We start from the raw sequence: 26,513 nt of genomic DNA on the forward strand, positions 1-26,513 counted from the left end.
TTGCGAACGAGATTGGCGTTGACGCCGTGCTCCAGAGCTAGACGCGAAACCGAAACGCCGGGCTCTAAACACGCTGCGACAAGCTGATCTCGGGAGGCAGGGTCATATCGACGGCGGCCGTCGCGACCAACAAGCCGCACCTGCAGTTTAGGAGCATCTTCATCCATGATTTGGTGTCCACCTATTTTGGTGGACACTTCATGCCTCAGAGCGCTGCGTCTCAAAAGGCGCACCGAAATTCGCGCTTACGCATGAAGCTTAGCCGTCGGGCGCAGAGGGCCTTGATTTCCTTAGTGCCGGCAGTTGCGGCCTTGGCGCGGGTGAGGGGGCCGGGTTTGCCGTCGGCGGGGGCGCCGATCACGGTTTGGGCGTCTCGCAGGGCGCGGGCGGGGCCGGAGTTGACAGCGTAGTCGAAGGTGGCGAGGTCGAAGCCATCAGGCAGGGTGTCGCCGCCGATTTCATCCCAGTATTTGGCCTTGTAGATGGGTTTGACGTCATTGAGCGTCAGGTTGCGGATGTCGAGATTGGGGAAGGCGGCGGCCGAGATGCCGTATTTGGTACCTTTCAGCGTGCCCTTGCCGATCTTGCCGCCGGTCCAGTTGCCGGGGTCAGTGCGTTCCATGGAGAGGCCGCCTTCGGATTGCAGGGTGATCGAGAGGCATTCGGGGAAGTTCGCGCTGGTCATGCCGCGTTCCTTTTTTAGTGGATCGCGACAAGTTTCTGATGGCAACAGTTGTGCCTGTTGCATGACGATCTCCGGCGGAACGCCTGGCAATCAGGCTCACTCACGCACTCTCTCCGGGGCGATCGGGATGGCCCCCATCGCCATTTGAGAAAGGATGACAGCCGGGTTTAACCGGAGCGCTCCCGGGATTTTCTGCAGGCGGGTTTCGGATCGAAACGTCGGCGAGTGCCCTGATTTCCTGACGGACGAGTGACCGCCGCCTCCGTTACAGGAGAACAGAGTGGGGCGCGGCGGCCGGCTTTTGAAGGCCTGTAGCAGAACCACGAGCCTGAAAGATCGTTCCAAAAAAAAGCCTAATCAAATAGGGCTATGGGACGGTTCGCAGGACTGGAATGTCGCGCCGGAAAAGCCTGTGCAAGGCAGACAAGTTCTTCCATGACGGTCGACAGGCGATCACCGTTGCCTTTTGCGACCGGGGGGCGGAAAGTGCAGCGTTTCGCTCAGCAACAGCCGAGCCTCGAAGCTACAGGCTTACGGCTCCTGCAATTCGCCTCTTTCGCGAAGCTTCAGGATGCCGAGCTGGATGACCTTTATGAGATCGGCCTGCAGGGGGCCGTGACTCTCCTGATATTCTTCCAGGGTCGGCTTGGTGACGGTCACATAGGCGAGCGCCGACACGTGATCATCCTTCACCGCCTGGGCGCCGAGATCCCAGATGCGGTCAAACAGTATGCGGTCGAGATCCTGGCGTGACATGCTATTTCTCTTCCATTCCATATCTTCTTATTGGCCATATCTTCTCATTGGCCATGTCTTCTTGCCGGCCTTAACGCTGGCGCCGCGGCAAGAGCGGACTGCAGGCGATCAGCCAAAAAACAGCGGCCGAGGCTCAGCAAGCGCGACACTGACGGCAAAGCCCACCACATGATGTGGTTCTCGGTTGGGTACCGGGCGCTCGCGGTTCGGAACGAGCCTGCCGTAGGGGGTGGGCGGGCTTCAGAAAGCACAGCTTCGCGGGCTGGATAGAAGAGCCGACCACCTATGCACATGGTCACATCTCCCAGCGGAAGGCGAGTCAATTTTTACGCGAGACTGTTATGGCCGTTGATCGAAAATCCGGCCACTCCTCGCCTCAGAAGACGTCGGCGTAACTGGCCGATCCCATCAGCGTGCTTTCCTTCAATATCACGCCATGCGCCACCGTGCCGGTCGCAAACCGCACCAGGCGCACATCGGGCATGGATTTCAGGCGCTGGGAGAAGGTGTTGACGGGCGGCAGGAAGCTTTCGCGGTAGCCCTGGTCGATCGCCCATTTGCGGAAATCCTCGAAGAGTTTTGCGGTGCGCAGCCAGCCGCCGGAGGGCTCGGTCTGCGCCGGCTCGACGCGGATATCGAACCATTCGTTGAGCGGGTCGAGCAGCAGCCAGGCGTTCAGCGCTTCCTTCGAGCTTTCGGGCATGGTGTAGCCGCCGTTGCGCTTCAGCCGCTGGCCGCCTGACACGGCGAAACCGAGCAGCAGTTCCAATTCTTCCCTTGCAATGCGCTCGGCAATATCGGGGATGACCTCATGCTCGGGAATGCTGCGGTTGAACTGGATAACGACGAGGCGGCGGCGCAGGCCCCGGTCGATACCGCCATTGAAGCGCGGCAGGGTGTTGGTGGTGAAGCAGTGCAGCGCCCGGGGAATGAAGCTCTGGACATCCTTGTAGAGGCTGCGGCCTTCGATCGGGTTGCCGGTGACGGCCGCCTTGAATTCCTCGCCTGAAATGGCCGCCGCACTCAGCTCGTCGGCGACGTTCGCCGCCTTGCCGGCGAGATTGATGATGCGCTTCTCATCATTGAAGAAGGCGGGCGAGATGGAAGAGACGGCGCCTTCAGGCAGCAGCGCGCGGAAGAGCGCGGCGATGGTGGATTTGCCGTTGCTGGCGGTCTCGCCGAGCAGGATGAAGGCCTTCGGCTGGCGGATGCGGATGGCAAGGCCGAAGGCGGCAGCACCCAGCATTTCCGCCACGAGGCTGATCTTGTCGGCGGCATCAGGGTCACCCTGAAAGGCGCCGTAGAGCAGCTTGTGCAGCAGCGAGCCCTCGGGCGGATGGCTTTCGGTGTGCAGGTTATAGTCCGCGGCGATTGTGAAGCGGAAGCGGTCATCCGGGTCATGGGCGCGGCAGATCACCTTGCCGGTCTCATCCAGCGTGATGGTGCAGTTCAGCGCGTTGACGCCGATGGTGGGATTGCCGAAAAAGCCGGCCTCGGCGGTGCGCGTGCCGAACTCGTTGACGATGCCGTCAATCATGTGCCTGCCGAGCTTCAGCGGCTTTTCCTTCGGGCCGATGCCAATAGCATCGAAGGCATGCATGGCAAGGCGGATCTTCTGTTCGGGAATGGGGCGCCAGGCGGAGGGGCCATAGGCCCAGAATTTGCCATCGGCACGGACGATCCGTCCGCCGCAGGCCTTTGCCAGATGCTCGTTGAAGATGCGCGCCAGCCAGACTTCGGAGCCGAAAGGCTGGCTCGGAAACCATTCCGGCATGCTGTCTATGCCATCGGCGCCCGGCGGCGGCGCCTTCGGTACGTACTGGTCCCGCTCTTCTGCCGATGTCGGCGGCTCGACGGGGGCGGGCGCATGGCGGCGGATGGTGGCGCGCATGAAAGCATCGAGCTCGAGGCGCGTCCAGCCGGCATCGACGGCATCGGCACTATCCCAGCCGCGGCAGGGAAGGTGACCCGCCTGCCAGTCGGAATAGGTGAGATACCTGAGATCAGAGGCGGCTCCAGCATCGGTAAAACCTGTCAGCCGGACGCGCGCGCCTAGGGCGGAGAGAATGGCGGCGATCTCGTCTGCCGTCGAAAGGCCGGGCGCATCGAAATCCGGCCAGATCACCACATCGCGGCCTGATAGCGGCGACCAGTCTGTGTGTTTGACGCCCTGCGTGCCGCCGGCCCAGGAGAGCACGGTGCGGCCGGATTTCTGCGCCAGCCGGTCGCGGCGGCCGGCGCGATACGGGCGGCGGCCGTGGTCTTTTCACGTATCTGGGGGATTTAGCGGGCGGTGGTGCTGGGGAATTTGCCTTCCAGCACCAGCCGGTAGCCGCGGCGATAGCCGACATTGGCAATCCCGATGCCGGAGCCTTCGAGCTTCTGGCGCAGGTGGCAAAGGGCGACCTTGAAGGCGAGGTACATCCTGTCCGGCGAGGGGCCGCCATCGGGATCGTCGATATACATGGCGGTGAAGATGCGCTCGGTGATGACGGGCAGGCCCTTGCCCTTCCAGACCGCCTCGAAGATGCGCCCTTCCATCGGCGTGATGCCATAGTGATCGATGACGATCTCGGGGGCGGGAATGGTGACCGGCTGCTTGCAGCAGGGGCAGAGCAGCGGCTTGGTGATGGTGAGCGGGCCAGCCGTCTGAGGGGTAGCGGCAGGCGGGGTGGCGGCTTTCCCGGCCGGTCGTGTCGTGATGGTCTGCATGTTCATCCTCACTGGTTTTCTAGTGCGAGCCGCCTCACCGGGCGGGCCGCGATGTCGTGACGTTGCGAACTGATTTCGGATGCCTACGGCTGGGCCATCACCATCGCGCGGATGCGGTCTTCGAAGAGGGCAAGGCGGCGCAGCCGGTTGGCGAGATGCACGAGGTCGTCGACCGCTTCGTCATCGATGAGCAGCAACGCCTCGCCGGCGGCCGCCCCGCCATGCATGACGCAGCGCCCGATCAGCGCATCGATCAGCTCCGATTGCGCCAGCATGGAAAGCGGCTCTTTACGCATCCTCCTCCTCCGGCATCAGATCGGAGAGGGTGAGCGAAACACCATGGCGTCTTGCCGCCTGCAGAAGCATCAGCTGGTCGCGACCGTTGATGAGGCCGCGCTCATCGCGCAACGCCCGCGAAATCTTGGAGCGGTGGCGCTTGAGCTCGGCTGCGAGCTCGCTCGGCGTCAGCGCCAATTTGGCGGCGACCTTCTGCCAGGGCGTCGGGGCCTTTGCCATGCTGATCTTCCCTCCTGTCATGCGGCTCTTGTTGTTGGAGTTGAGATTATGTTGTCGAAATCGCAACGTCAATCTCAAATAGGAAAAAATACCTATCTTTTGCGTCCCTGCCTTTGAACGAACCTTTTTCGGCGGAAAGGCGGGTCGTGTTGCAACTTGAGCAGATCAACCATGTCAAAGGTTGACGGGAAAAAGCCCGGTGCAGTTGCTTGCGCCTCGTTGCGTTTTTTGCAACAAATAAGCAACGCTGCATATGTGCATGGGGACGCTGATGGCTGAGATCGATGGCAACTGGTTTCACAACCAGCTTGATGACAGGGGGCAATCGCTGCGCGCGCTCRCCCGTCATCTCGGCAAGGATGCCTCCGCCGTCTCCCGCACCTTCTCGGGCAAACGCAAGATGACGATGGAGGAGGCCGCCGAGATCGCGTCCTTCCTCGGCGTATCCGTGACCGAGGTCATGCACCATGCGGGAATCACGCGTGAAGGCGAGGGGCTGGGGCCGAAGATCCTGCTCTCGGCTGTGATCGGCGAGGATGGCGAAGTCCGTTCGCTTCCCGAGCCGCAGCCGCTGCCGCAGGCCGTGCTCGACAAGGCACAGCTCTCGATCGGCGCCGGCCGCAACCGGCGGATCATCGCTGCCCAGGTGCGGGCCTCCACCGGCGCGCTGTCGATCTGGGACGATGCCGTGCTGCTCTTTGCGCCGACCGATGGCATCGAGCCCGGCGCGATCGGCGCGCTTTCGATCTGCGGCCTTTCCGGCGGCAAGCAGATCCTCGCCAAGCTCGACCGCGCCCGCAAGGCCGGCGAGGCGAGGGTGGTTTCGCCTGATGGCGGGATCGGGGAGGCGGTGCTCACGACGGCGACGCCGGTGCTGGCGCTGATACCGTAGGCGGCATGATGGCGGACGGCCCCTGGAGTGACGAAGAGAATGCGCTGATCGTTGCGGATTATTTCGCAATGCTTGCCGACGACCTTGCCGGTCGGCCTTATAATAAGGCCGAGCACAACAGGCAGCTCCAGGCGCGGATCGGCCGGACGCGAACATCAATCGAATTCAAGCACCAGAATATCAGCGCCGTGCTGAAGGGGCTCGGCGAGAACTGGATCAATGGTTACAAGCCGGCCTTCAATTTTCAGATGTCGCTCGTGGATGCCGTGGTGCGCTGGTTTTCGCAGAATGACGGCTGGTTGAGGCTGGCTCTCGGCGGACAGGCGCTATCCGGGCTCCGTGAGCAAACTGCACTCTGGGTCGGGCCGCCGCCGACGCTTTCCAACGAGGCTCCGCCGCAAGAGCTGGAGCAAATGCAATTCATCGCCCGCAAGTTCGATGTCGCCGGCCGCGATGAGCGCAATCGCAGTCTCGGCCGAGCCGGCGAGGAGCGGGTGCTGGCGCATGAGCGTGCGATGCTGACCAGCGCCGGCCGTGACGATCTCGCCCGCAAGATCCGCTGGATATCAGAAGAAGATGGCGATGGTGCCGGCTTCGACATTGCCAGCTTCGAGCCGGATGGACGGTCGCGCCGTATCGAGGTGAAGACGACGAATGGCTGGGAGCGCACGCCCTTCCACATCAGCCGCAACGAGCTTTCAGCTGCGGAGGAATGGCGCAGCGAATGGTGCCTTTTCCGCCTCTGGAATTTCTCGCGTGATGCCAAGGCCTTCGAGTTGCGCCCACCGCTGGAGGCGCATGTCTCGCTGACGGCGATGTCGTTTCAGGCAAGCTTCCTCTGAACTGCCGCTGACGCATTCCGCGCTCAATGACCTCCCTTGGAAATAATCCGCCCAGCGCTAATTTATGGTGCAGAATGGCCGGTCATCAGCCTCAGGCGATCAGCTATCGATGCATCTGGGTTCAGCCATTTTCTGGCGGCTGATGGGGATAGGAGCGGCGTTGAAGGCGGGTTGGATGGACATTGAGTCAAATGGCTCCGTTCGGGCGGGAATGGCGGAGAGTGATAGTGAACATCCCTACCGGGCTCTCTTCGATTCCATCGATGACGGTTTCTGCACCATAAAGGTGCTGTTCGATGACGAGGGCGGCGTGCGGGACTATCGTTTCCTGCTCACCAACCCTGCCTTCGAGCGGCAGACGGGGCTGATCCAGGCCGACGGACGGACGATGCGGGAGCTTGCGCCCGATCACGAGGAATTCTGGTTCGACATTTACGGCCAGGTTGCGCTGACGGGCGAGCCCGTTCGTTTTGCGCATCAGGCCGATGCGCTCGGCGGGCGCTGGTACGAGGTCCATGCTTTCCGCATCGGCGTGGTCGAAGAGCGGCAGGTCGCCATCATCTTCCGCGATATCAGGGACAAGAAGCAGGCGGAAGCGGCGCTGCGCGAAAGCGAGGTGCAATATCGAGCGCTGTTCGATTCCATCGACGAGGGCGCCTGCATCATCGAGCGGCTGCCTGTCGGCGCCGATGGGCTGCGCGACTATCGCTATATCGCCATGAACAAGGCGATGCAGGCGATGTTCGGCATCGCCGATCTCAGCGGCCGCACGATCCGCGAATTCTTCCCCGACGAGGTGGAGGACTGGTACGACGATTACGACCGGGTGCTGACGACGGGCGAGCCCGTCCGCTTCGTGCGGGAATCCGAGCCGCAGGAGATGGTGCTGGAAATGTTCGTCTCGCGCATCAGCGAGAAACCACCGCGGGTGCTTGCCGTGATGCAGGATATCACCAAGCGCAAGCGGGCGGAGGAGGCGCTTCGGCGCAGCGAGGAGCGTTCACGCGCGCTCGTCAATGCCAGCTCCGATGTCGTCTTCCGCATGAGCCCGGACTGGCAGGAGATGCGCCAGCTCGATGGCCGCGGCTCCCTCTCCGATGTCGAGGGGCCGACGGTGCGCTGGATGGACGATCATCTTTTTCCCGAGGATCTGCCGCAGATCCGCATGGCGATTGCCCACGCCATCCGCGAGCGGCGGCCCTTCGAGCTGGAACACCGCGTGCGCCGGGCCGATGGCGAAGTGGGCTGGACCTTCTCGCGTGCCATTCCGGTCTTCGATGCCAGGGGCGAGATTGCCGAATGGTTCGGCATGGCCGCCGACGTGACCGAGCGGGTGCACGCCCGCCAGCGCCAGCAGATGCTGAACCACGAGCTCGGCCACAGGCTGAAGAATGTTCTGAGCCTCGTGCAATCGATCGCCAACCAGACCTTTCGCCAGGCCGACAATCTCGCGGAAGCTGCCGAGACCTACAGCTCGCGCCTCGTCTCGCTCGGGCGCGCGACCGATATCCTGACGGAGACCGCCTGGGCGGATGCGAGTCTGCACAGCCTCGCCCAAGCCGGGCTGATCTCTGTCGGCGATTTCAGCGAGCGCATCCGCATCTCCGGCCCCGATCTCGACCTTGCGCCCCAACAGGCCCTGATGCTGACGCTGACGCTGCACGAGCTTGCGACGAACAGTTTGAAATACGGCGCGCTGAGCCTTGAGACGGGGTTGGTGGAGCTGACGTGGGGCGTGAAGAAGGATGCCGCTGGTGAAGGGCAGTTCACGCTGGAATGGCGGGAAAGCGGCGGGCCGGAGATCAGTGCGCCCAAACGCGAGGGATTTGGGACGCGGATGATCGGGCGGTTGCTGCCGGCTTCGTTTCAGGGGAAGGCGGAGCTGAGTTATGAGGCGGCGGGGTTTGAGTTTATGTTGGAGGCGCCGTTGGGGGAGGTGATTAAGGTTAGGCGGTGAGGGGCTACTGATCCAGCTATGATCGAGCGCTCTAGAATCGAGAGATGTGACGGCGGCGGCATTGTACTGTGTCGTCAAACCGTCAGGGTCGATTGTCAGAGCGCGGACGATCCACGAAGTGGCTCGCTTAGCGTTGCCCAGAAGCGCAAGCGCTACTGCACCGCGCGACAGCGGCGCAGGGTTCTTGGGCTGAAGTGTGGCGATGCGCTCGGCCCTTTCGAACGCCAGTCTGGCCCAACGCATTCGTTCGGGGTCATCGCGAATGGTCATCCCGACGACGAAACACGTCGCCCGAGCCCATGATTCGCGAGCGTTGGGAGCGCCCACATTTGTCTTGATGATCGGGTTTGCTGAGCCTCCGCGATCCTCTAGGTTATCTTGCCCTCAAGGCCCTCGGACGGCGGCCCGAAGCCGTTGCGCCTGTCAGAATTGAATCACGATCAACTCGGGAGGCTCCTTGTTGAAGTCGGAATATCGAATCCACCGCGGCGTCGCTTTGAATAACACGGCCCCTCTCTCGATGAACTCCCTGTCGGCCGGAAGGCTGTTGAGATAAGCTTCCTGGTATCGTTCGATATCCGCGGCAGGAACCCTTGTTGCCTCACCCTCGTATTGAACCGTGATATTGTCGTTCCATCCGACTACGAACGCGACGCCGGGACGCTCCGCGAGATTGTCGAACTTTCGCGTGTCCTTGAAAGTGCTGAACACGATCTCAAGATTGTCGCGCACCGAGAGGTCGATCGTAGCAGCCTCCGGCGTTCCGTTGCGGTGGCATGTCGCAATGACCGCCAAGGTGTGCCTCCTCAGGAATTCAAGGATCATGCGTTTCGTATGATCTTCGTCCATTGCCTCATCCTCAGTGAGTATTCTCGGTTTTTGTGCAGTACCATTCGACAGCCCGCCGGCCTCAGCGGAGTTTGGCCGCCAGCGCCGCGAGCTTGCGAGATAGGCGTTCACCACCCGACCCAGCCATTGATGCGTCCGTTCTAATCTCGTGCGATGCGTTGATAAGGGCGACATGAGTGCTCAAGTCGTGATCTTGGATAATCATGCCGTCATGCGTGGCAACAAAAGCAGCTTCGTCTACCAGATACTCCGGAACCTTGCGTGGCATCTCTATTTTGCTCCCGACAGTACACCCTAACCGCGGTTGATTTTCGCTGCTAGTTTTAGATTTTGAGTGCCTTGGTTGTGAAACTCAACCTGACTGGTCGTGCCCCACGCGCCATCAATTGCCGGCGCTGTTGTTGTGGCGGTCGGTTTTCCGGTGACTGCTGGGATTGATTCCGACGGTGGCTGTGTGCCCCTCGCGGTCACCTGCGTAACGGCGCTTGTCGTAACGCGGTCAGCATAGCTGCGATTGGCGATTGTGCTGCCGGGCGTGAGGTTTGCGCCCGGCACTTTCGTTTTGTGATGACAGTTCAGGCCGCAGGCGTCGCGACCGCTGGCTCCGAAGCCAACGCCTTGCGCAATTGCTCTTCTTGCTCCGGCGAGAGCGAGGAGCGCAGGATGGTGGCATGTTCGCCCTTGAATTCGGCCAGCACCTTTTCGGGCTGCACCTTGCGGAGCAGCAGGAAGAGGGCAGAGCTGTTGACGGGGATGGTGTCGGCGAGTTTCTTGATGAGGTCGTCGTCGATGCCGTAATCGGTCATCGATCCCGCGAGCGCGCCGGAGCCTGCGCCGAAGGCGCCGCCGAGGACCATGCCGGCGAGGGGATTGAGGAAGAGCAGGCCGACGAGCGAGCCCCAGAGCGCGCCGGAGAGGCCGCCGCTTGCAGCACCGGCGGCCGTGAGATTGACGCTCTGCTTGAGGCGCACCTTGCCGGCGGGGTCGCGCACGGCGATAACGGCATCTTCGAGATCGACGAGATATTCCTTCTCAAGCTGGACGAGCCGATTGAGCACGGCATCCGCCTTGTCGGCGGTATCGAAACCAAGCACCACGAGTTCTGACATGGCTTTCCCTCCTGTTGGACCACAGATGCGGCAGATAGGCGCTGGCGGCGCTCTGTCCATAAGGCGGCCGCCATTTGATGGGGCTACCACTCGCATGTGAGAGGGCGATGAAGGGTGGGGCCGGTGCGCGCAATGCGAATAATGCCGATCCGTAGCGATGACCCTGTTGCGATGCCGCGGCTGCTCCGTCAAAAAAGCTTCCGGTGACAAAGGGTGGCAACAGGATGCAGTGGCTTCTTCAGGAGTTCGACGATACCAGAAATCTGGCCCAGGCGCTCGGCCGGCTCGACATCCCCTATACATGGCACAAGGTCGTTCCTTTCGTTGGGGAATTGATCCCCGAGCCGGCCGTTGCCGATCCTGAAAATGTGGTCATGTTCGGCGCCTACTCGCTGTGGCGGTATGCCGAGGCGAAAGGTTACTGGCCGGGCGTTTTCAAGCTGCGCCCCTTCGTTCAGGAACAGGCATGGCATCCTTACCTTCTCAACGGAGCCGATGCGCTGTTCATGCCCCTCCGCGATGTGCCCGAGCGTCTGGCTGATGACGGGAGGGAATGGTTCCTGCGCCCGGTTGATGACAGCAAGGAGGAGCCCGGCAATGTGAAATCGACAGGCGAGATCATCCGTGTGGCGGAAAGGGTGCTCGTGCTTGACGAAGATGAGATCCCTGATGGATCGCTTCGTCACGACACGCTGCTGATGCTCACAAAACCCGTTCGCATCCTGCGCGAATGGCGTATCTGGGCCGTGAACGGGCGGGTCGTCACCTATTCGCTCTACAAGGATGGCTCGCGTGTCATCCACCGCCACGAGATCGATGATGACGTGCTTGATTTCGCTCAGCGCATGGTCGACATCAATCCCGGCTATTCGCGAGCCTATGTCATCGATATCTGCCGCACCGAAGAAGGGCTGAAGCTCCTCGAGACGAACTGTGTCAACGCCGCCGGGTTCTACTCGGCGGATCTCGGGAAGCTTGCCGCGGCGATCGATGGTCTCGTGCGCCTCGGGTCGTCCCGATAAGCCGGCATCAGTTGAAGCCGCGCACCTCGACCGGCGCGCGGCAGGCGATGGCGGCCTTGCGGCCCCAGGCGAGCGCCTCGTCCATATCGGCTGCTTCCAGCACCCAGAAGCCGCCGATATGTTCCTTGGTTTCGAGGTATGGTCCGTCGGTGACGAGCAGCTTGCCGTCTGGCTGCGCGCGCACCGACATTGCCTTGCTGACCGGGTTGAGGCCGCCGACAAAGAGCCTGACGCCGGCGGCCACCATCTCTTCGTTCAACACGTCGATATCGCGCATCGTTGCATCGTCTTCCTTGCAGGGGGCGTAATCGTCGGGGAGGTGGATGGCGACGAGATATTGGGGCATCTGCTTCTCCTGTGATGTCAGGCTGGCCGGCTGGCCTGGCTTCATTCTACAGACGAATGGGCGGAGCGGAATTCGACAGGTCGTTCGAGAGATTTTGGATCCTGCGGGCGGATCGGCTATAGGGGTTGCTGCTTCCGGATTCCGCCCGGCGGCCGTGCTTGCTGCCGCCAAACCCTGCGCAAAGGTCTTCTCATGCCGCTTCTCGATGCGAATTCAGCCTTTCCCGTCACCCACCCCGATGGCAGGGTTTCGAAGACGACGATGTACCTGAAGAATGTCATCGATCATCCGCGCATGGAGATCGGCGATTACAGCTACTTCACGCATTACGGAAAGCTGGAGGAGACGGCCGAAATCCTCGCGCCCTATCTGGGGCGGAGTTGCCGGGAGCGGCTGGTGATCGGCAAGTTCGTGCAGATTGCCCGCGGCAGCTATTTCATCACCAGTTCGGCCAATCACCCGATGGGCGGCATCACCACCTATCCGTTCCGCATCTTCAAGCCGGAGACCTTCGGCTACAAGGATCTGCCGGTGAAGGATACGGTGGTCGAGCACGATGTCTGGATCGGCCATGACGCCGTCATCATGCCGGGTGTCACGATCGGCGCGGGCGCGATTGTCGCCGCCGCCTCGGTCGTCACCCGCGATGTGCCGCCCTATGCTGTGGTCGGCGGCAATCCGGCACATATCATCCGCATGCGCTATCCTGTCGAGGTCATCAGCGAGATCCTCGACCTTGCCTGGTGGGACTGGCCGATCGACAAGATCGAAGCTAATCTGCCGGCGCTGGAGAGCGGCGATCTCGCGGCGCTGAAGCGGGCCTGAACGGACAGGCGACCGACTGCGACCGCCGGCGCCCTTCCAATTGTCCTCGGCGAGATTATCCTCGACACAGACGGAATGTTGCAATCTTCTGACATGATGGGATCAGGTCGAACCATGCTTTCATGCGGCCGGACGCCAATGGCCGATAGCGGCCACGTCGCCAATCGTTTTCAACCCGCGCCCGATGGCGGGATGCGCGCATGCTGATGCCGGATCTATACCGCCCTCACCTGGCACTTGCCGTCGTCGCCTGCCTCGTCGGCATAGCCGTGTCCTGGCTGAGCATGACGCCTTTCGGCCTGCTCGGTCCCGTTGCCGCTGCTTTTCTTTGTGCGCGCGGCGTTGCTGCGAGGCTCACCTATGCCGTCCTGGCGGTGGCCATGCTTGGCGCGCTGCTGGCGGCGCTGCTCGATGCCGGAATGCGCGAACCTGCTTTGTCATGGGCGGCTTTCTTTGCGCTTTCGCTGTCTCTCGGCCCGCTCGTTTCGGTCAACGCGCCTGAAAGGGCCGATGCCGATGCCGTGCGGGCGGCCAAATCGGTCGAGCGGCTCACCGGCGTTGCCTGGGCCACTGATGCCTCGGGCGCTTTCCTCTACGTGACCCCCAGTGTGCTTGCCTCTCTCGGTCTCGGCCTTGAAGACTTCAATGCACCTGACGACGACAAGGAATTCGGCTGGAAGCGGGCGATCCACCCTGACGATTATGAGGTTGCCGCGGCCCTGTGGCGGCGCTGCCTGCAGACGGGCGAGCATTACAGCGTGGATAGCCGCATGCTGCGCCGGACTGGCGGCTACGGCTGGACACGGAGCACGGGGCAGCCGCTGCGCGACGGCAATGGCGTCATCACCGGATGGTACGGCACCGTCATCGATGCCGAAAGTGCGCCCCTTGCCGGCGGGATGGCGGCTGATGATCTCGGTGGTTCTCCGGCCGGTATGGCGGCATCGGACGGGCTGCCGCCGATGGCAGAGGTTCATCCGCATGACAGGGCGACGGTGGAGCAGGCGCGTGCGCGGGCTTTCTTCCATGGCATTCCCCAGGTCAGCAGCTACCGGAAGCTTCAGCCCGACGGAAGCTACCGGTGGGTGGAGTTTCGAGTGGAGCCGAAATACGGCACCAGCGTCGATGTCGATCCAGCGGTCGCGCGGCAGGACGAGCGCTGGACGACGGCGAGCTCTCTTGGCGAGACCGGCGAAGCGGTACGCGCCGCACTTGCCATCGAGAACCTCTATGGCGGCGCCTGGGCGATGGATGCGTCAGGGCAGTTCACCTATGCGACGCCGACGGCGCAGACTTCGATCGCCATGGTGCTCGAAGACCTGAACCTGCTTCTCGGCGACAAGCCCTTCATCGAGGGCGGAGGGCAGGGCTGGCAGCGCGGCGTGCATCCCGAGGACAGCGAAGAGGCAGGCGAGACGCTGCGCCATGCGCTGCGGACCGGCGAGCACTGGAATTTCGAATACCGGGTTCTGCGCGCCAATGGCGCCTATGTCTGGCACCGGGCGGCCGCGCGGCCGACACGCGACGGACAGGGGCGCATCACCGGATGGTATGGCGTGACTGTCGATATCGACGCCTACAAGCGCACGGAGGCAGCACTTCGCGAACGCGAGCGACAGCTGCAACAGCTCATCGATACCGTGCCGGCTCTGATCTGGAGCGCGACGGCGGAGGGACGGCCGATCTATGTCAACAAGCCTTTCACCGAGGTGACGGGTGCCACCCTGGAAGAGATGATCGGGCCTGACGGACTGCCCTCGCTCAGCGTCATCCATGCAGATGACCGGGAGGCGGCGCGCCGGGCGATACTGCATTCCTTCACCACCGGGGAATCCTATTTCGTGCGATACCGTCAGGCCCGCGCCGATGGCGGCTATCGCTGGACCGAGACGCGGGCGGAACCGCTGAGGGACGAGGCCGGGGTCATCCTGCGATGGTACGGCGTCAGCTCCGACATCCACGACCTCGTCACCACCCAGGAAGCCTTGCGCGAGAGCGAGCGCTTCCTGCGGCAGCTGGTGGAAACCCTGCCGGCAATGATCGATTGCGCCGACCCTGATGGAGAGCCGGTCTTCCGCAGCCAGCGGCTGCGCGAATTTCTCGGCTACGATCTCGAACAGCTGGACGGGACTGGCAAATCCCGGCTTGCCGGCACGCTGGATGCCGGCATCCATCCCGATGATCTGGCCGGCGTGAAGGAGAGATATGCCCATTCGCTGGCAACGGGCGAACCCTATGCCCGCAGGCATCGCCTCAGACGTTTCGATGGCGAATATCGCTGGGTGGAAACGCGCGCAGCACCGATGCGCGATGCCGAAGGCGCGATCGTGCAGTGGAACGTCGTCTGCCTCGATATCGACGGCGAGGTGCGGGCGCAGGAGAAGCTGCTCTCGGCGCAGGAGAGCCTGGCGCGGGCGAGCCAAGCGGCCAGCCTCGCGGAGCTCTCGGCCTCGATCGCGCATGAGGTCAATCAGCCGCTCTCGGCGGTGATGAGTTCTTCAGACGCCTGCCGGCGCTGGCTGATGGCGGACCCGCCGAATATCGAGCGGGCGCAGAAAACGCTGGAGCGCATCATCATCAGCGCGCATTCGGCAAGCGATGTCGTCACGCGCGTGCGCGCCCTGTTCAAACGCGCCGAGGACAAGAGGGATTGCGTCACACTCGGCCGTGTCATCACCGAGGCGGGCGATCTGCTCGCCGAAGAGGCCATCAGGCGCGGCGTCCGCGTCGATATCGACGGCGAGGATGTTGTGCTCGGCATTGCGTTCGACCGGGTGCAGATCCAGCAGGTTGTCATCAACCTCATGCGCAACGGCATGGATGCGATGGCCGATGTTGCCGATGACAGGGTGCTTGAAGTGAGCGTGCACAGGGCGGACGGCATGATGCGCGTCGAAGTCAGCGACCGGGGCGCGGGTATCGAATTTCCCGACAAGATATTCGAGCCGTTCTTTTCGACGAAAGAGCAGGGCATGGGCATGGGGCTCGCCATCTGCCGCTCGATCGTCGAGGCGCATGGCGGACAGCTGTGGGCGGAAAAGAACGAGCCGCGCGGGACGAGGTTCATCTTCACGCTGCCGGATGAGGTGGTGGCGTGAGGGGGGTGCATTCACGTGTTTTGAGCGAAGAAGAGGGGCTACAAAACCTGACCGCAAGAGTCGCTCCACTAAAAATTCACTTTCTTTCCGCTACATATGTACACTATGACACCTAGCGGGCCACATTGACGGCGCGCGAAGGTGTTGGACAATCATGTCCGATTTGGAGAACTCATCGTATGAAGCACGTATCGATCGTTGTGCGCGCGGAGTGGGATGAAGAGGCGGCCGTCTGGATCGCCAGCAGTAACGACATCGACGGGCTGGCCGTTGAGGCCAATAGTCTGGAAGCTCTTGAGCCCAAGGTGATCGCTGCCATAACGGATCTTTTCGAGCTGAACGGGTTTACGTCCGATCTGCCGGAAATCCCTGTTCATATCATGGCCGAGCAGCTCGTTCGCATCCCCAATCCCAGCTACTGACCGCATGGCTGGCTATCTCAAGGAACTCAAAGAGTTACTGTCGAAAGCCAGCTGCACATATGTCGGCCGGGAAAAGGCGACCATGAAATCTGGTTCAGTCCGATTTCAAATCGCCATTTCACGGTCGATCATGGTGTCAAGTCCCGCCACACTGCCAATGAGACGCTTAAGCAAGCGGGTCTTCCGAAAGCGTTTTAAAGCCAGACGAAGTGGCAGCGGTCTGAGCCGTGCCGCTTGCCCCGGGCGAACCTTCGATGGGCAAACCTTCGTTGGATAGCGGGGCGGCGCGCTCGGGCCTATTGCTCTGATTGCTTCCAGCATCAGAAGAAGGCTTTGGCATCATGAACAGGACAGAGACACGGATGCTTGCGGGCGTCTCGGTTCCGAGTACTGCCATCATCGATCGGGCGATGGACTATGCGCGCACGGACTGCGAACCCTATCTCTTCAATCACGTCATGCGATCCTGGCTGTTTGCGGTCCGGATCGGGCAGTTGCGGGGGATCGAGCACGATGGCGAAGTCGTGGCACTCGGCACGCTGCTGCATGACATCACCCTCAACGAGCGATTTGCAGGGCCGCGCCGGTTCGAGGTGGAGGCGGCGGATCTGGCGCGCGGTTTTGCCGTGGATGCCGGGCTCGACCGGCGCCGCGCCCAGATGATCTGGGATGCCGTCGCGCTGAACTCGACACCGTCGATCGGTCTCTACAAGGAGGCCGAGATTGCGCTTTGTACGACCGGCATTTGCCTCGATGTCGTCGGCTTCCAGTACAGCCTCATTCCGGCGGCCGAGATGAAGGCGATCGTCGCGGAATTTCCCCGGCTCGGCATGAAGAAGAAGATGACCGGCTGTTTCTGCCATATCGCCAGGACGCGGCCCGAAACGAGTTATGACAATTTCGTGCGGGATTTCGGCGAACGTCTCGTGCCCGGCTATGCGGTGGCGACATCGTCGGTCGATCTCATTGCGCAGGCGCCTTTTGAGGAGTGAGGGGAGCAAGCCACCTCAAACCGGCATCTCATCCGTAATCACCTCGAAGCGCTTGAGGATCGCGGGGCCGAAGGCCGTCGACATGGCGACGTCGGTGGCGTCACGGCCGGTGGCCATCAGGATACGGCCGATGCGCGGCGCATTATGGCGGGCGTCGACCGTGTACCAGCGGCCGCTGAGATAGACCTCGAACCAGGCGCTGAAATCCATCGGGTTCGGGTCTTTGGGGACGCCGATATCGCCGAGATAGCCGGTGCAGTAGCGCGCCGGGATGTTCATGCAGCGGCAGAGCGTGACGGCGAGATGGGCGAAGTCGCGGCACAMACCTGTGCGGTCGGTAAAGCCGCCGAAGGCGGTGCGCAGCGGGTCGGCCTTCTGATAGTCGAAGGCGATGCGCTTGTGGGTGAAATCGAGGATCGCCTGGACGCGCGGCCAGCCGAGCGGTGTTTTGAAAAAGGTCTTCCAGGCGAAATCGGCGAGACGGTCGGTATCGCAATAGCGGCTGCCGAGCAGGTAGACGAGCACATCGTCGGGCAGATCGTTGATGTTGTGCTGGAGAGCACCTTCGGGAACGGGATCCGGCAGGCCGCTGTCATAGATTTCGAATTCGGTGGAAATGGTCGTCAGGCCTGGAGGTGCTACGATACGGGTGCAGGCGTTACCGAACGTATCGGTGTAGCCCCAGGCTTCGATCGGCCGGTCGAAGCTCAGCACCTGTTCTGTCAGGAGATCCACCCGGCGGGACGGGTGGATGTTGAGGACCAGCAGCATGGGCGTTTCATGCTCGCATTCATAGCCGATGTGGAAGCCTGCACGTATCTTCATGAGTCGTGGTCCTTTGAAACAGGGTTTGTCCTGCAGGCGAATGCATCAGCGGGCCAGGCGTTCCGTCACCTGGCCTTTGCGGTATCGAATTCCTGTTCCGTGGTGACGTTGACCTGCACCTTCATGCTGTCGAAATCGCGCGATCCGCCGTCATAGCTGCCCGACAGCGGCACGGCCTGGCGCGGGTCGCGGGCCACGCCGACGCGGATCAGGTCGCGGTTTCCGACGATGCCGTTTGTGGGATCGAACTCTACCCAGCCCGCACCCGGCAGATAGACCTGGCACCAGGCATGCGTCGAGCCGCCGCCAAGTGTGATGGAGCCATCGCGATCGGCGACATAGACATAGCCGGTGACGAAGCGGGCGGCGAAACCGAGGGAGCGGGTCGCCTCCATCATCAGCAGCGCAAAATCGCGGCAGGTGCCGCTGCGCAGCCGAAGCGTGTCGCGCGGCGCCTGCGTGCCGTGCTCGAAGCGCCTGACATAGGTGAAGCTCTCATGGATCGCGTAGCAGAGCGTCATCAGGATATGGCCGGTGCGCGCCTGATGGCTCAAAGGCACGAATTGCCGCGCCCATCTGCCGACTTCGTCATCGGGATCGGGATAGTGCCTGACGATGGTGCGCTCAAGATCGATCGCCTCGTCCTCGTCATAGGCGAAGGGAAAGCTCAGCGCCTTGCGGTCGATCTCCAGATCGAGCGGAACCTGCGCCGTATGCTCGAGACGGATGACGGTCTCGAAGCGCAGTTCGGCGGAGGCGGCTGTGATATCAACGAGTGCGATGCAATTGCCGAAGACATCGTGGATCCAGCGCACGGATGCCGGCCCCGGAGAGACATCGAGGCTGCAGCTCAGAAGCGTCTGGTCGAAGCTGTCGCGGGGGCGGAACATCAACCGGTGCTGTCCGAAATGCACCGGCCTTTTGTAATGGTAGGATGTGATGTGGCGGACGGAGAAAATCGTCATCCTGCCTCCCTATTTTCATGACGCGGCACTGACCATGGGGAAACATGACCGCGGTGAAAATATCCGCGGGTGCCCGTCACTTCTCTCTGCGCGAAAGCGGATAGGCGGGCGCATCGTAAAGCATGCGGATCTGCTTTTCGTCGAAGCGGGCTTCATTCACTTCCAGCACACAGCCGCGCAATTGCGGGCCGGGCAGGTCTTCCATGGCAAAACGCACCGCTTCCGCGGCTGTTTCGAAGCGCTTATAGCGGGGGCCTCGGGAGCTGCGCAATGTCTTGCCGGTGTAAAGCCCGGCTTCGATCATATAGTCGAATTCTGCCACTTCATGGTCCTTGCTCGTTCCTGATATGGCGAGCCATCCGGGTATCAGAGTCTTCCTGGGTCGACGGTTTCAGGATGAAACAGCGGGGAGGGTCGACCGCGTTATCGCGCGTTGGCGGCGTTCATCCTGCCGTTGTTCGCGCTGTCTCTGCTGCAGTCGCTTGCGTACATCCTGGAGCTTTCCGGCGTCGGAGGCTTTTTCGGGTTGCGGCGGACGGAAGAGATTTTCCGCTGCACGTTTGTCTGTGGTCATATTGCTATCCTTGACGATGGGCGGGACAGCCGAGCGGCCGTCGCGCCGGAGCGGGCGTTATTTCTTCTTGTCGCTGCCCGTGGTGCTGCTTGCCATCTTGACCTGCGTGCCGGGTGCGGCGGCAGGTGCAGCGGTGGCAGAGCGGTCTTTCTTCGGTTTTCGGACTTCGCGGTTGCTGCGGACTTGGCCTTTCGCCATGGTTTCCTCCTTGTGTGGGATGCGGGACAGATCAGGTATTGCGACCTGCCGCCGGCTGGCGGCGCGGTCGCTGCAGCATCAAAGGGGCAGGGGCCCGATGCCGGGACGCTCGTCCTGAGAGGCTGCCGATGTGGAAAGACGCGATTGCCCCTGGGGTTGCCTTGGGGAATACCGAGATGAATGAATGCGCAGCGCATTTGTTCCCCGGCCGGCCTGCGGCCCACGGCTGAAATCGGGAAAAGCCACGAAACTGCTGGCGGATTCGAAACGATCGCTCTGCTGTTCGCCGGCGGCATCTTCGGCACGATTGAGAATGCCGAGCGCTACATTCTCGCGGTAGGCAAATGCGCCGGTTCGGATGAGATTGCGCGACAGACTTGACGGATAAAAATCGGAAGACATCGTGTCCTCCTTTCGTTGGGGCCAGGGCTAACGCCCGAACCGGCAGCGCCCTTGAAGTGGCTGCCAGCAATTGGAATCCTGCGCTTATTCGCTGCGCGGCGCAAGGCGTTTTTCGCGGGATAGGGATCGCGGCAGCTGTCGCGGCGTAAACTTTTCGAATATTGCACCGGCGGCCGAAGCCGTTAATTTGAACGCGGGTATTTCAAGCAACGGAAATCGAAGATGAGTATCGCTGTTTTGACGACTTATGTTCTTGTCGTGCTCGGGCTGATGGTGATTCCCGGGCCGGCGACACTGCTGGTTCTCGCCCGATCGGTGAGCGGCGGCCGGCGGGCCGGCATCGCAACGGGGCTTGGCATTGCTGCCGGCGATCTCATCCATTCCACCATGGCGACCTTCGGTCTTTCGGCCCTGCTTGCGACTTCGGCGCTCGCCTTCGAGGTGGTCAAATATATCGGCGTGGCCTATCTCATCTATCTCGGATATCGCGCCTTCATCGAAAAGTCCGGCAATCTCGATATGACGGCGGCACCCGAGATCAGCCCCGGCAAGGCCTTCCGGCAGGGGATATTCACGGAAATCCTGAACCCGAAGACGGCACTGTTCTTCCTCGCCTTCCTGCCGCAGTTCATCCATCCCGAAAGCGGTTCGGTGATCGGGCAATTCGCGCTGCTCGGCATCATCTTCGTGGCGTTCAGCATCGGCGTGACCTCGGCGCTCGCGATCGGCGCCGGCTCGGTGCGCGGCTGGCTGAACAGGAACCGGACGATCGGCCGCTGGCAGGGCAAGGTCATCGGCTCGATCTATATGGCGCTTGGCGTGCGGCTGGCGTTTCAGCAGCAGTGAACGGCGCCCCGGCCACTGATATGCCCGGGGTTTGAGTTGCTACCGCTTTATCGCAGCCAGCTGCCGCTCGAAACTACCGAGATCGAAATAGTCGCGCCAGAGCGTGATCTTGCCGTTCTCCACCGTGATCGTGCCCATGACAGGAAGGGTGATCCGGCCGCCGCTTTCATGGGTGAAGATATCGATGCGCTCGTTCAGCACGACATTGCCGGAGATGGCGATTTCCGTGACCTGCCAGTCCACCTTGAAGGTTGTGCCAACGCCGAAATCGGCTTGGAATTTGCGGACGCTTTCGCGGCCGGTGATATCGGGCAGGGGGACGTTGTCGTAGAGCACGTCATCCGAGAGCATGGCGAGCGCTTCATCGATGCGGTTGGCGCTCCAGTGAGCGAAGAAGGTTTTTGCGGTTTCCAGAGGTGACATGGCGCTTCTCCTTCAGCCGAACTTGACGAAGTTGACTGCCGGTAGCGGGCCACCGGGGAATTGCGTCAGGCTGCCGCCAACCTTGAGCGTGCCGAGGTCGATGCCGGCAAAGCCGAGGCGGGTGATCAGGGCTCCGACTTCGGCCTTCGCCTGCGCATCGTCTCCGGAATAGAAGAGCACGCGGTTGCCGCCTTCGGCTTTGGGATCGGCGGAGACGAGGTTGGCCAGCAGGTGGTTGAAGGCTTTTACGAGTCGGGCGCCGGGCACGAGGCCGGCGACGATTTCACTCGACAGACGGCCGCCGAGTTCTGCCGGCTTGAAGAGGGGTGCCTCGATCGGGTTGTTGGCATCGATGACGATACGGCCGGCCCAATCCGGCAGGCCGGATAGTGCGGCCGGCAGCTTCGACCAAGGCACGGCGATGAGGACGATATCGGCCTTTGCCGCCTCTTCGATAGTGCCGGCGGTGATGTGAGGGGCGAGTTCGGCGGTGAGTTCGCCGAGGGTTTCAGGACCGCGGCTATTGGCGATGGTGGCGGAGATGCCGTTGCGGGCGAGAGCGCGGGCGAAGGCGGAGCCGATATTGCCGGCGCCGATGATACCGATGGACATGGCAAGTTTCCTTTCTGGATGTCGTGTTGGTTTCGATGGAGCCAATATCGCGATGTCATTCCCCTTTGATTAGACGGTAGTGGGTGGTATCACTTTCAAGTCTTTGTTGAAGGTGATCGACGATGGAAAGCCTGGCGAACCTGGAATCCTTCGTGCGCAGCGCCGAGCTTGGCGGCTTTTCGGCGGCGGCGCGGCGCCTCGGGCTGACACCGGCGGCGGTCAGCCGCAATGTGGCGGCACTCGAAGCCAATCTGAAGCTCCGGCTCTTTCATCGCAGCACACGCAGCCTGACGTTGACGGAGGCGGGCGAGCGCTTTCTCATCGCCATGCGCGACCATCTCGAGGGGCTGCAGGGGGCGATTGCCGAAATCTCCAACGAGCAGGCGGAGCCGGCAGGCGTGCTGAAGGTCAGCCTGCCGCCGGGTTTAGGCACGGGCTATATCCTGCCGATGCTGCCTGATTTCATGAAACGCTATCCGCTGGTGCGGCCGGAATGGATGTTCGAGAACCGGCAGGTGGATCTGATCGGGGAGGGTTACGATGCGGCTGTTGGAGGCGGCTTCGAGCTTGCCTCGGGCGTGGTGGCGCGGCCGCTTGCGCCGGCCCATCTCGTCGCGGTGGCGTCACCCGCCTATATGAAGGGCCGCGTGCCGCCGGTCGATCCGGCCGGGCTTGCGGGGCTCGATGGAATCGTCATGAAATCGATCAATACCGGGCGCATTCCGCAACGGCAGATGCGTAACGCTGCGGGAGAGGAGCAGCCTGTCGATCTCACGCCAAGGATCGTCGTGAACGACCCCGCCGCCATGCGCGCTGCGGCCCTTCTCGGGCTCGGCGTGACGCTGCTTTCCAAGCCCGATGCGCTTGCCCATCTCGACAGCGGCGAACTGATCCGGCTCGTTCCCTCCTGGTATGTCGATATCGGGCCGATCTCGATCTATTACGCCAACAGGAGGCTGCTGGCGCTCAAGACGCGGGTGTTCATCGATTTCGTCATCGAGGGCTTTCAGCGTCAGCGGCTTGCCGAGCGTTTTGCCGGCAGCTTGGGTTGATCCTGCTTGTCGGGCTGGTAGCCGAGCACGAAGGCGATGACCTTCTCGGACGACATTTCGCAGGGCTTCAGCGTGCTGCTGCTTGCCTCCAGGAGATAGAGGTTGAAGCTGACGATATCGCCGCCGGCGAGATCCTCGGCATAGAGCCAGATGCGCTTGCCATCCGGCGAGCGCTTGACGGTCGCGCCCCAGCGGCCGGCTTCGAAGCTGCCTTTGCTGCAGCCCTCGGGGATAAGGGCAAGGGCACGGGTGAAGGCATCGTCTGCGGAGCGCACGGGTGTCTCTCGTGAGGGGGGTGCCCCATAAGTGGCTGGACGGGTAGCAGTCAGCAAGGCCGGAGGCGTCCGGCCTTTGCTTATATTGCCAACGGCAGGTATCGGGGACAGGCCGAGTATGTCGAAAGAGGCGTTGGCGGAGCAAGGCTACCGCCTCGCCTCAATGCCCCGTCAGCACCAGCGTCTGCACCGGCAGCAGCAGGGCCTGTATGCGCAGGATCATGGCGTGGACCACGCCGACCGTATCGATGACATGCAGGCCTATCCATTTAAACGTGCCGATATTGGGGTCGGCCAGCGCAGCGTGGTTGTTGGTATAGGCGTTGGCGATGCAGCTGCTGCCGGGCGGCAGGTCATCCAGGCCGCCGGCGAACAGGGGCTGCAGGAAGACGGTCAGGGTGCCGGGCTTTGCCAGTTGCGCAACATCGACGAGTTGGTCGGTGGGGCGCAGCTGGCCGGCGGCGATCACATCCTGCACCTCGGTGACGACGAGCGGGATGATGGTGAAGGGTTTGCCGACACAGGTGGCTTCTGCCACCATGCCTGGCCTCATCACCTGCGCCTCGATCTGGCCGAAGCCGGCAATCAGCGTGCCGCGGCCGGCTTCTTCAGGTACGAGGATGCCGGCCGGGCGTAACATGGTGTTCAGCACATCGCCCTTGCGCAGCGTGAACTGCTGGACGGTGCCGGCGACGCCAGCCTTGACGAATGTCTTGTCGAGCTCCACCTGCGCCTGCGCGAGTGCTGCCTGCGCACTTGCCTTCTGCGCCGGCAGAAGAATGTTGAGCTTGGTTTGCAGCGTCTCCTTGTTGGCATAGGCGGCGCTGACCATGCCGCGCTGGCTTTCCACGGTATTGGTGAGCCGGTCCACCTCGCGGCGGGCAACCGCATCGTTCTTCAAAAGCTGGGTCTTCATTTGCAGTTCGTCGATCGAGACCTGCAGGGCGCCTTCGGCCTGCCGGATCATGCCGTCGGCGCTGGCAAGCTCGCTCTCGGCCACCTTGGTTTCGGCCTCGACTTCGGCGATCTGCTTGTGCGCCACGTCGACGGCTGCCTTCTGGGTGGAATCGTCGAGGCGGAAGAGTGGCGCGCCGGCCGCGACCTTCTGGTTGACGCCGACATAGACCTCGTCGACCCGGCCCATGGATTCCGGCAATATGGTGACGGTGCGGAAGACGGCGGTGACGCTCTGCGTCGAGGGGTGGAAATAGAAGATCATGGTAATCAGCGAGATGGTGAGCAGCAGGCAGGCTGATATGCCCCAGCGCAGCTCGTACCACATGCTGTAAAGGGTGATCTCGCGGCCGATGCGCTTGCCTTGGACATAGCGCCGGTAGAGATAATCGGGGAGGATGGTCAGCATCGAGCAAAGGGTCAGTTCGAGCATGGTCAGATACTCCCTTCGCGCGGGCCGGTCTTTGTCGCCCCCTGGGCGGGCTGTGCGCTCGTCTGGCCGGGCGGCTGCGGATGGGCGGCGGCAGGCATGGGGGCAATCGGGGCGCTTGCGGGTGGGGCTGTGGTGACCGGAGCTATGGTGACTGGGGCAGCGGTGACTGCGCCGGTTGGCACATTGGCGACTGGGACAGTGGTGCCCGGAACACCGGAGGCCGGCACACTGGCGACCGGCACGTCATCGTCGACCTTTGCGGGATCGCGGCCGGAGAGCCTGAGCAGTGACCGGGCCATCGAATAGAGCGGGGTCGAAAAGTCGGGAATGCGGATGAAGGCGAGCAGCAGGCCGAGGATCCAGTAGATGTGGTTGTGGGTAAAGAGCGAGATCAGCGCCAGAACCGCGACGATTTCCATCTGCACTTTATTCGTCTGATGCGCGATGCGCTCGGGCACGGCATGGAGCTGGAAGTAGAGATTGCCGATGACGAGAACCATCACCAGGATCAGCACGATGACGATGACGAAGAGGTAGTCGGTCTGCCCCGGCGCGGTAATGAAGCCGGGCACATGGTCGGTCAGCGCGGCGTGGTAGGGTTGCGTCGCGGCCTCATCGGCTGCTGACGCTGACTGCGCGGCCAGAAATGCTGCCGCAACGGCCGCGGGCAGGTGGCCCGGATGTTGCGTTGTCCTGTTTAATCGGTCTCTCATGCCTGACTTCCCCCCGCATGGCATTTTAGTGTGGGCTGAAGTTTAGGCGCTTTGCGTGCAACACGAAAGTACGCAACAGTAATATCGGCGTAAATACACGCCGTCGGCCTTTCGGATAAGGCTTTCGGTTGAGAGGGCTGAAAGCAGGAGAGACGGTGCCGCGGGCAGGGGGCCGCGGCACGCATGCGTTAGTGGATCTTGACGGAAGGTTCTCGCGCCCAGACCCGTAATTTTCCAAGTTCAGCGACAAATGCCTTGATGTCCTTGGCCGAGCCGAGTTCCACTGTGCCTTCGTCGAGATCCTCGATGCCTGCCTTCTTCATGAGGGCCAGGACAGGTGTTGCGTAGCCGATGAACTTGCAATGGGCGAAGGCATCGGCAACGAAATCGCGCGCGGCGGATTCCTTCAGCAGGTCGGGCATTACTGCTTCCGCGGCGAGAATGGCGACCGCGTCATAGAGAACGGATGGTCCGCCATCGATCATCTGCTGGGCTTCAAGGAACGAACCGTCCGACAGGGTGACGCCACCGATCTTGGGGGCAATGATTTCGACCACGCCCTTTTCGCCGGCGATTGCGCCGGTGATAGCACCAACGAGAGCGGCATCCGATCCATCCGTCACGAGCAATCCGAGTTTGCGGCCCTCGAACCGTTTGGGTCCGCGCTCGATGATGCTGAGGGCGGCCGAAGGCTCCAGATCCTGACGGGTTGGCATGGCCGCGTCAGCGGGCTTTGGCATGTCGGCAATCCCGAGTGCAGCTGCCACCTTCGCCGCCAGCGTTTCGTCGATATTGAGCAGATGGGCGACCATCCGCTCACGGATGACGGGGTTTTCGACCTTGCTGAGTTCAAAGGTGAGGGCGGCGGCGATGTGGCGCTGCTCGGGCGGCGTCTGGCTGATAAAGAACTGGCGCGCCTGGCTGTAATGGTCGGCAAAGCTTTCGGGACGCAGGCGCACCTTCTGGCCCGCTTCCTCGGCTTCGAAGGTGCGGAAACCCCTGGCGGGGGATTCCCGCGGGCCTTGGCCCGAGGAATTCGGCTCGTAATTTGTCCGGCCGACGGGATTGCGCATCGCCATGTGCCCGTCCTGCTGGAAATGGTTGAAGGGACACTTGGGTGCATTGATCGGCAGATGCGTGAAGTTCGGCCCGCCGAGGCGCTTCAGTTGCGTATCGAGATAGGAGAAATTGCGCCCCTGCAGCAGCGGATCGTTGCTG

Annotated in this window: 32 protein-coding genes and 1 pseudogene; 12 read left to right on the forward strand and 21 right to left on the reverse strand. The window is 62.2% G+C overall.

Annotation, left to right across the window (positions count from 1 at the left end; translation table 11 throughout):
- The 7 genes from AC1DTN_RS35580 to AC1DTN_RS35610 form a co-directional block, all read right to left on the reverse strand.
- Window positions 1-167: transposase (locus AC1DTN_RS35580; RefSeq protein WP_477924700.1), on the reverse strand; the 167-nt coding region annotated here is incomplete at its 3' end.
- Between the two features lie 53 nt (window positions 168-220).
- Window positions 221-685 carry a glycosyl hydrolase 108 family protein gene (locus AC1DTN_RS35585; RefSeq protein ID WP_477924806.1) on the reverse strand — a complete coding sequence of 155 codons (465 nt, stop codon included), beginning with the start codon at window positions 683-685 and terminating at the stop codon, window positions 221-223.
- Window positions 686-1,216: 531 nt separating this feature from the next.
- Entirely contained in the window at window positions 1,217-1,441 is a 225-nt protein-coding gene (locus AC1DTN_RS35590) for a hypothetical protein (protein ID WP_113325344.1), read from the reverse strand.
- Between the two features lie 376 nt (window positions 1,442-1,817).
- Window positions 1,818-3,638 carry a DNA primase family protein gene (locus AC1DTN_RS35595; protein WP_477924808.1) on the reverse strand — a complete coding sequence of 607 codons (1,821 nt, stop codon included), beginning with the start codon at window positions 3,636-3,638 and terminating at the stop codon, window positions 1,818-1,820.
- 86 nt (window positions 3,639-3,724) lie between these two features.
- Complete coding sequence (locus AC1DTN_RS35600) at window positions 3,725-4,153, reverse strand: hypothetical protein (RefSeq protein ID WP_310386601.1); 429 nt, start codon at window positions 4,151-4,153, stop codon at window positions 3,725-3,727.
- Window positions 4,154-4,236: 83 nt separating this feature from the next.
- Window positions 4,237-4,449 carry a hypothetical protein gene (locus AC1DTN_RS35605; protein ID WP_310386599.1) on the reverse strand — a complete coding sequence of 71 codons (213 nt, stop codon included), beginning with the start codon at window positions 4,447-4,449 and terminating at the stop codon, window positions 4,237-4,239.
- Entirely contained in the window at window positions 4,442-4,669 is a 228-nt protein-coding gene (locus AC1DTN_RS35610) for a hypothetical protein (protein ID WP_310386597.1), read from the reverse strand. Before AC1DTN_RS35610 ends, AC1DTN_RS35605 begins: the two co-directional genes overlap by 8 nt.
- A gap of 271 nt (window positions 4,670-4,940) precedes the next feature.
- Between AC1DTN_RS35610 and AC1DTN_RS35615 the strand changes: the two genes are divergently transcribed.
- The 3 genes from AC1DTN_RS35615 (at window position 4,941) to AC1DTN_RS35625 (ending at window position 8,360) form a co-directional block, all read left to right on the forward strand.
- Window positions 4,941-5,561, forward strand: coding sequence for a helix-turn-helix domain-containing protein (locus AC1DTN_RS35615; RefSeq protein WP_477924811.1), 621 nt, complete (start codon window positions 4,941-4,943; stop codon window positions 5,559-5,561).
- Between the two features lie 8 nt (window positions 5,562-5,569).
- The gene (locus AC1DTN_RS35620; protein ID WP_477924812.1) at window positions 5,570-6,403 is read left to right on the forward strand and encodes a protein NO VEIN domain-containing protein; all 834 of its coding nucleotides are present in this window, start codon (window positions 5,570-5,572) and stop codon (window positions 6,401-6,403) included.
- A gap of 175 nt (window positions 6,404-6,578) precedes the next feature.
- Window positions 6,579-8,360: a PAS domain S-box protein gene (locus tag AC1DTN_RS35625; RefSeq protein WP_477924813.1), complete on the forward strand. Its 1,782-nt coding sequence runs from the start codon at window positions 6,579-6,581 to the stop codon at window positions 8,358-8,360.
- A gap of 423 nt (window positions 8,361-8,783) precedes the next feature.
- On the opposite strand, the gene AC1DTN_RS35630 is transcribed toward AC1DTN_RS35625, so the two are convergent.
- The 3 genes from AC1DTN_RS35630 to AC1DTN_RS35640 form a co-directional block, all read right to left on the reverse strand.
- Window positions 8,784-9,209, reverse strand: a complete 426-nt coding sequence (locus AC1DTN_RS35630) for a pyridoxamine 5'-phosphate oxidase family protein (RefSeq protein ID WP_442207722.1) — start codon at window positions 9,207-9,209, stop codon at window positions 8,784-8,786.
- Window positions 9,210-9,270: 61 nt separating this feature from the next.
- On the reverse strand, window positions 9,271-9,477 hold the full coding sequence (locus tag AC1DTN_RS35635) for a hypothetical protein (protein WP_442207723.1): 207 nt from the start codon (window positions 9,475-9,477) through the stop codon (window positions 9,271-9,273).
- Window positions 9,478-9,784: 307 nt separating this feature from the next.
- On the reverse strand, window positions 9,785-10,318 hold the full coding sequence (locus AC1DTN_RS35640) for a DUF1269 domain-containing protein (RefSeq protein ID WP_113325352.1): 534 nt from the start codon (window positions 10,316-10,318) through the stop codon (window positions 9,785-9,787).
- A gap of 224 nt (window positions 10,319-10,542) precedes the next feature.
- Here AC1DTN_RS35640 and AC1DTN_RS35645 point away from each other — a divergent pair, with 224 nt between their 5' ends.
- Entirely contained in the window at window positions 10,543-11,340 is a 798-nt protein-coding gene (locus AC1DTN_RS35645) for an ATP-grasp domain-containing protein (protein ID WP_477924814.1), read from the forward strand.
- 7 nt (window positions 11,341-11,347) lie between these two features.
- Here the strand turns inward: AC1DTN_RS35645 and AC1DTN_RS35650 are convergent, their stop codons facing one another.
- Entirely contained in the window at window positions 11,348-11,686 is a 339-nt protein-coding gene (locus AC1DTN_RS35650) for a YciI family protein (protein WP_113325353.1), read from the reverse strand.
- A gap of 192 nt (window positions 11,687-11,878) precedes the next feature.
- Here AC1DTN_RS35650 and AC1DTN_RS35655 point away from each other — a divergent pair, with 192 nt between their 5' ends.
- The 5 genes and pseudogenes from AC1DTN_RS35655 to AC1DTN_RS35675 all read left to right on the forward strand — a co-directional run bounded on the left by AC1DTN_RS35655 (window position 11,879) and on the right by AC1DTN_RS35675 (window position 17,023).
- A complete protein-coding gene (locus tag AC1DTN_RS35655; protein WP_477924815.1) occupies window positions 11,879-12,511 on the forward strand; it encodes a CatB-related O-acetyltransferase in 633 nt (210 codons plus the stop codon).
- 200 nt (window positions 12,512-12,711) lie between these two features.
- Window positions 12,712-15,609: a PAS domain-containing protein gene (locus AC1DTN_RS35660; RefSeq protein WP_477924816.1), complete on the forward strand. Its 2,898-nt coding sequence runs from the start codon at window positions 12,712-12,714 to the stop codon at window positions 15,607-15,609.
- 179 nt (window positions 15,610-15,788) lie between these two features.
- Window positions 15,789-16,031 carry a DUF1902 domain-containing protein gene (locus AC1DTN_RS35665; protein ID WP_113325354.1) on the forward strand — a complete coding sequence of 81 codons (243 nt, stop codon included), beginning with the start codon at window positions 15,789-15,791 and terminating at the stop codon, window positions 16,029-16,031.
- A 4-nt stretch (window positions 16,032-16,035) separates the two neighbouring features.
- A pseudogene (locus tag AC1DTN_RS35670) lies at window positions 16,036-16,229 on the forward strand (type II toxin-antitoxin system HicA family toxin).
- Between the two features lie 143 nt (window positions 16,230-16,372).
- Window positions 16,373-17,023 carry an HD domain-containing protein gene (locus AC1DTN_RS35675; protein WP_477924817.1) on the forward strand — a complete coding sequence of 217 codons (651 nt, stop codon included), beginning with the start codon at window positions 16,373-16,375 and terminating at the stop codon, window positions 17,021-17,023.
- Between the two features lie 15 nt (window positions 17,024-17,038).
- Here AC1DTN_RS35675 and AC1DTN_RS35680 read toward each other — a convergent pair whose 3' ends face one another.
- The 4 genes from AC1DTN_RS35680 to AC1DTN_RS35695 form a co-directional block, all read right to left on the reverse strand.
- Entirely contained in the window at window positions 17,039-17,848 is an 810-nt protein-coding gene (locus AC1DTN_RS35680) for a transglutaminase-like domain-containing protein (RefSeq protein WP_477924819.1), read from the reverse strand.
- A 65-nt stretch (window positions 17,849-17,913) separates the two neighbouring features.
- Entirely contained in the window at window positions 17,914-18,813 is a 900-nt protein-coding gene (locus tag AC1DTN_RS35685; RefSeq protein WP_113325356.1) for a transglutaminase family protein, read from the reverse strand.
- Between the two features lie 76 nt (window positions 18,814-18,889).
- Window positions 18,890-19,135, reverse strand: coding sequence for a hypothetical protein (locus tag AC1DTN_RS35690; protein WP_007826392.1), 246 nt, complete (start codon window positions 19,133-19,135; stop codon window positions 18,890-18,892).
- A 309-nt stretch (window positions 19,136-19,444) separates the two neighbouring features.
- Window positions 19,445-19,585: a hypothetical protein gene (locus AC1DTN_RS35695; RefSeq protein WP_007826389.1), complete on the reverse strand. Its 141-nt coding sequence runs from the start codon at window positions 19,583-19,585 to the stop codon at window positions 19,445-19,447.
- Window positions 19,586-19,765: 180 nt separating this feature from the next.
- Here AC1DTN_RS35695 and AC1DTN_RS35700 point away from each other — a divergent pair, with 180 nt between their 5' ends.
- On the forward strand, window positions 19,766-19,966 hold the full coding sequence (locus AC1DTN_RS35700; RefSeq protein ID WP_439015640.1) for a hypothetical protein: 201 nt from the start codon (window positions 19,766-19,768) through the stop codon (window positions 19,964-19,966).
- 243 nt (window positions 19,967-20,209) lie between these two features.
- The gene (locus AC1DTN_RS35705; RefSeq protein WP_477924821.1) at window positions 20,210-20,833 is read left to right on the forward strand and encodes a LysE family translocator; all 624 of its coding nucleotides are present in this window, start codon (window positions 20,210-20,212) and stop codon (window positions 20,831-20,833) included.
- A gap of 39 nt (window positions 20,834-20,872) precedes the next feature.
- Here AC1DTN_RS35705 and AC1DTN_RS35710 read toward each other — a convergent pair whose 3' ends face one another.
- Both AC1DTN_RS35710 and AC1DTN_RS35715 read right to left on the reverse strand, forming a co-directional pair.
- Entirely contained in the window at window positions 20,873-21,256 is a 384-nt protein-coding gene (locus AC1DTN_RS35710; protein WP_477924823.1) for a limonene-1,2-epoxide hydrolase family protein, read from the reverse strand.
- 12 nt (window positions 21,257-21,268) lie between these two features.
- Window positions 21,269-21,868, reverse strand: coding sequence for an NADPH-dependent F420 reductase (locus tag AC1DTN_RS35715; protein WP_477924824.1), 600 nt, complete (start codon window positions 21,866-21,868; stop codon window positions 21,269-21,271).
- A 122-nt stretch (window positions 21,869-21,990) separates the two neighbouring features.
- Here AC1DTN_RS35715 and AC1DTN_RS35720 point away from each other — a divergent pair, with 122 nt between their 5' ends.
- Window positions 21,991-22,920: a LysR substrate-binding domain-containing protein gene (locus AC1DTN_RS35720; RefSeq protein ID WP_477924826.1), complete on the forward strand. Its 930-nt coding sequence runs from the start codon at window positions 21,991-21,993 to the stop codon at window positions 22,918-22,920.
- On the opposite strand, the gene AC1DTN_RS35725 is transcribed toward AC1DTN_RS35720, so the two are convergent.
- The 4 genes from AC1DTN_RS35725 to AC1DTN_RS35740 all read right to left on the reverse strand — a co-directional run.
- Window positions 22,881-23,195, reverse strand: a complete 315-nt coding sequence (locus AC1DTN_RS35725) for a hypothetical protein (RefSeq protein ID WP_477924827.1) — start codon at window positions 23,193-23,195, stop codon at window positions 22,881-22,883. The two genes, AC1DTN_RS35720 and AC1DTN_RS35725, sit on opposite strands and share 40 nt — an antisense overlap.
- A gap of 160 nt (window positions 23,196-23,355) precedes the next feature.
- A complete protein-coding gene (locus AC1DTN_RS35730; RefSeq protein WP_113325364.1) occupies window positions 23,356-24,582 on the reverse strand; it encodes an HlyD family secretion protein in 1,227 nt (408 codons plus the stop codon).
- 2 nt (window positions 24,583-24,584) lie between these two features.
- Complete coding sequence (locus AC1DTN_RS35735) at window positions 24,585-25,295, reverse strand: hypothetical protein (RefSeq protein ID WP_477924829.1); 711 nt, start codon at window positions 25,293-25,295, stop codon at window positions 24,585-24,587.
- A 188-nt stretch (window positions 25,296-25,483) separates the two neighbouring features.
- Window positions 25,484-26,513, reverse strand: a 1,030-nt coding sequence (locus AC1DTN_RS35740) for a catalase-related domain-containing protein (RefSeq protein ID WP_477924831.1), incomplete at its 5' end; no start/stop codon positions are given.

Source organism: Rhizobium sp. 01T444, from assembly GCF_056398305.1.

Bases quoted from the DNA above. Each gene is read 5' to 3' on its own strand.
- AC1DTN_RS35585 (WP_477924806.1), bottom strand. From the start codon at position 685: ATGACCAGCGCGAACTTCCCCGAATGCCTCTCGATCACCCTGCAATCC.
- AC1DTN_RS35590 (WP_113325344.1), bottom strand. From the start codon at position 1,441: ATGTCACGCCAGGATCTCGACCGCATACTGTTTGACCGCATCTGGGAT.
- AC1DTN_RS35600 (WP_310386601.1), bottom strand. From the start codon at position 4,153: ATGCAGACCATCACGACACGACCGGCCGGGAAAGCCGCCACCCCGCCT.
- AC1DTN_RS35605 (WP_310386599.1), bottom strand. From the start codon at position 4,449: ATGCGTAAAGAGCCGCTTTCCATGCTGGCGCAATCGGAGCTGATCGAT.
- AC1DTN_RS35610 (WP_310386597.1), bottom strand. From the start codon at position 4,669: ATGGCAAAGGCCCCGACGCCCTGGCAGAAGGTCGCCGCCAAATTGGCG.
- AC1DTN_RS35620 (WP_477924812.1), top strand. From the start codon at position 5,570: ATGGCGGACGGCCCCTGGAGTGACGAAGAGAATGCGCTGATCGTTGCG.
- AC1DTN_RS35625 (WP_477924813.1), top strand. From the start codon at position 6,579: ATGGACATTGAGTCAAATGGCTCCGTTCGGGCGGGAATGGCGGAGAGT.
- AC1DTN_RS35630 (WP_442207722.1), bottom strand. From the start codon at position 9,209: ATGGACGAAGATCATACGAAACGCATGATCCTTGAATTCCTGAGGAGG.
- AC1DTN_RS35635 (WP_442207723.1), bottom strand. From the start codon at position 9,477: ATGCCACGCAAGGTTCCGGAGTATCTGGTAGACGAAGCTGCTTTTGTT.
- AC1DTN_RS35640 (WP_113325352.1), bottom strand. From the start codon at position 10,318: ATGTCAGAACTCGTGGTGCTTGGTTTCGATACCGCCGACAAGGCGGAT.
- AC1DTN_RS35645 (WP_477924814.1), top strand. From the start codon at position 10,543: ATGCAGTGGCTTCTTCAGGAGTTCGACGATACCAGAAATCTGGCCCAG.
- AC1DTN_RS35650 (WP_113325353.1), bottom strand. From the start codon at position 11,686: ATGCCCCAATATCTCGTCGCCATCCACCTCCCCGACGATTACGCCCCC.
- AC1DTN_RS35655 (WP_477924815.1), top strand. From the start codon at position 11,879: ATGCCGCTTCTCGATGCGAATTCAGCCTTTCCCGTCACCCACCCCGAT.
- AC1DTN_RS35660 (WP_477924816.1), top strand. From the start codon at position 12,712: ATGCTGATGCCGGATCTATACCGCCCTCACCTGGCACTTGCCGTCGTC.
- AC1DTN_RS35665 (WP_113325354.1), top strand. From the start codon at position 15,789: ATGAAGCACGTATCGATCGTTGTGCGCGCGGAGTGGGATGAAGAGGCG.
- AC1DTN_RS35675 (WP_477924817.1), top strand. From the start codon at position 16,373: ATGAACAGGACAGAGACACGGATGCTTGCGGGCGTCTCGGTTCCGAGT.
- AC1DTN_RS35685 (WP_113325356.1), bottom strand. From the start codon at position 18,813: ATGACGATTTTCTCCGTCCGCCACATCACATCCTACCATTACAAAAGG.
- AC1DTN_RS35695 (WP_007826389.1), bottom strand. From the start codon at position 19,585: ATGGCGAAAGGCCAAGTCCGCAGCAACCGCGAAGTCCGAAAACCGAAG.
- AC1DTN_RS35700 (WP_439015640.1), top strand. From the start codon at position 19,766: ATGAATGCGCAGCGCATTTGTTCCCCGGCCGGCCTGCGGCCCACGGCT.
- AC1DTN_RS35705 (WP_477924821.1), top strand. From the start codon at position 20,210: ATGAGTATCGCTGTTTTGACGACTTATGTTCTTGTCGTGCTCGGGCTG.
- AC1DTN_RS35710 (WP_477924823.1), bottom strand. From the start codon at position 21,256: ATGTCACCTCTGGAAACCGCAAAAACCTTCTTCGCTCACTGGAGCGCC.
- AC1DTN_RS35715 (WP_477924824.1), bottom strand. From the start codon at position 21,868: ATGTCCATCGGTATCATCGGCGCCGGCAATATCGGCTCCGCCTTCGCC.
- AC1DTN_RS35720 (WP_477924826.1), top strand. From the start codon at position 21,991: ATGGAAAGCCTGGCGAACCTGGAATCCTTCGTGCGCAGCGCCGAGCTT.
- AC1DTN_RS35730 (WP_113325364.1), bottom strand. From the start codon at position 24,582: ATGCTCGAACTGACCCTTTGCTCGATGCTGACCATCCTCCCCGATTAT.
- AC1DTN_RS35735 (WP_477924829.1), bottom strand. From the start codon at position 25,295: ATGAGAGACCGATTAAACAGGACAACGCAACATCCGGGCCACCTGCCC.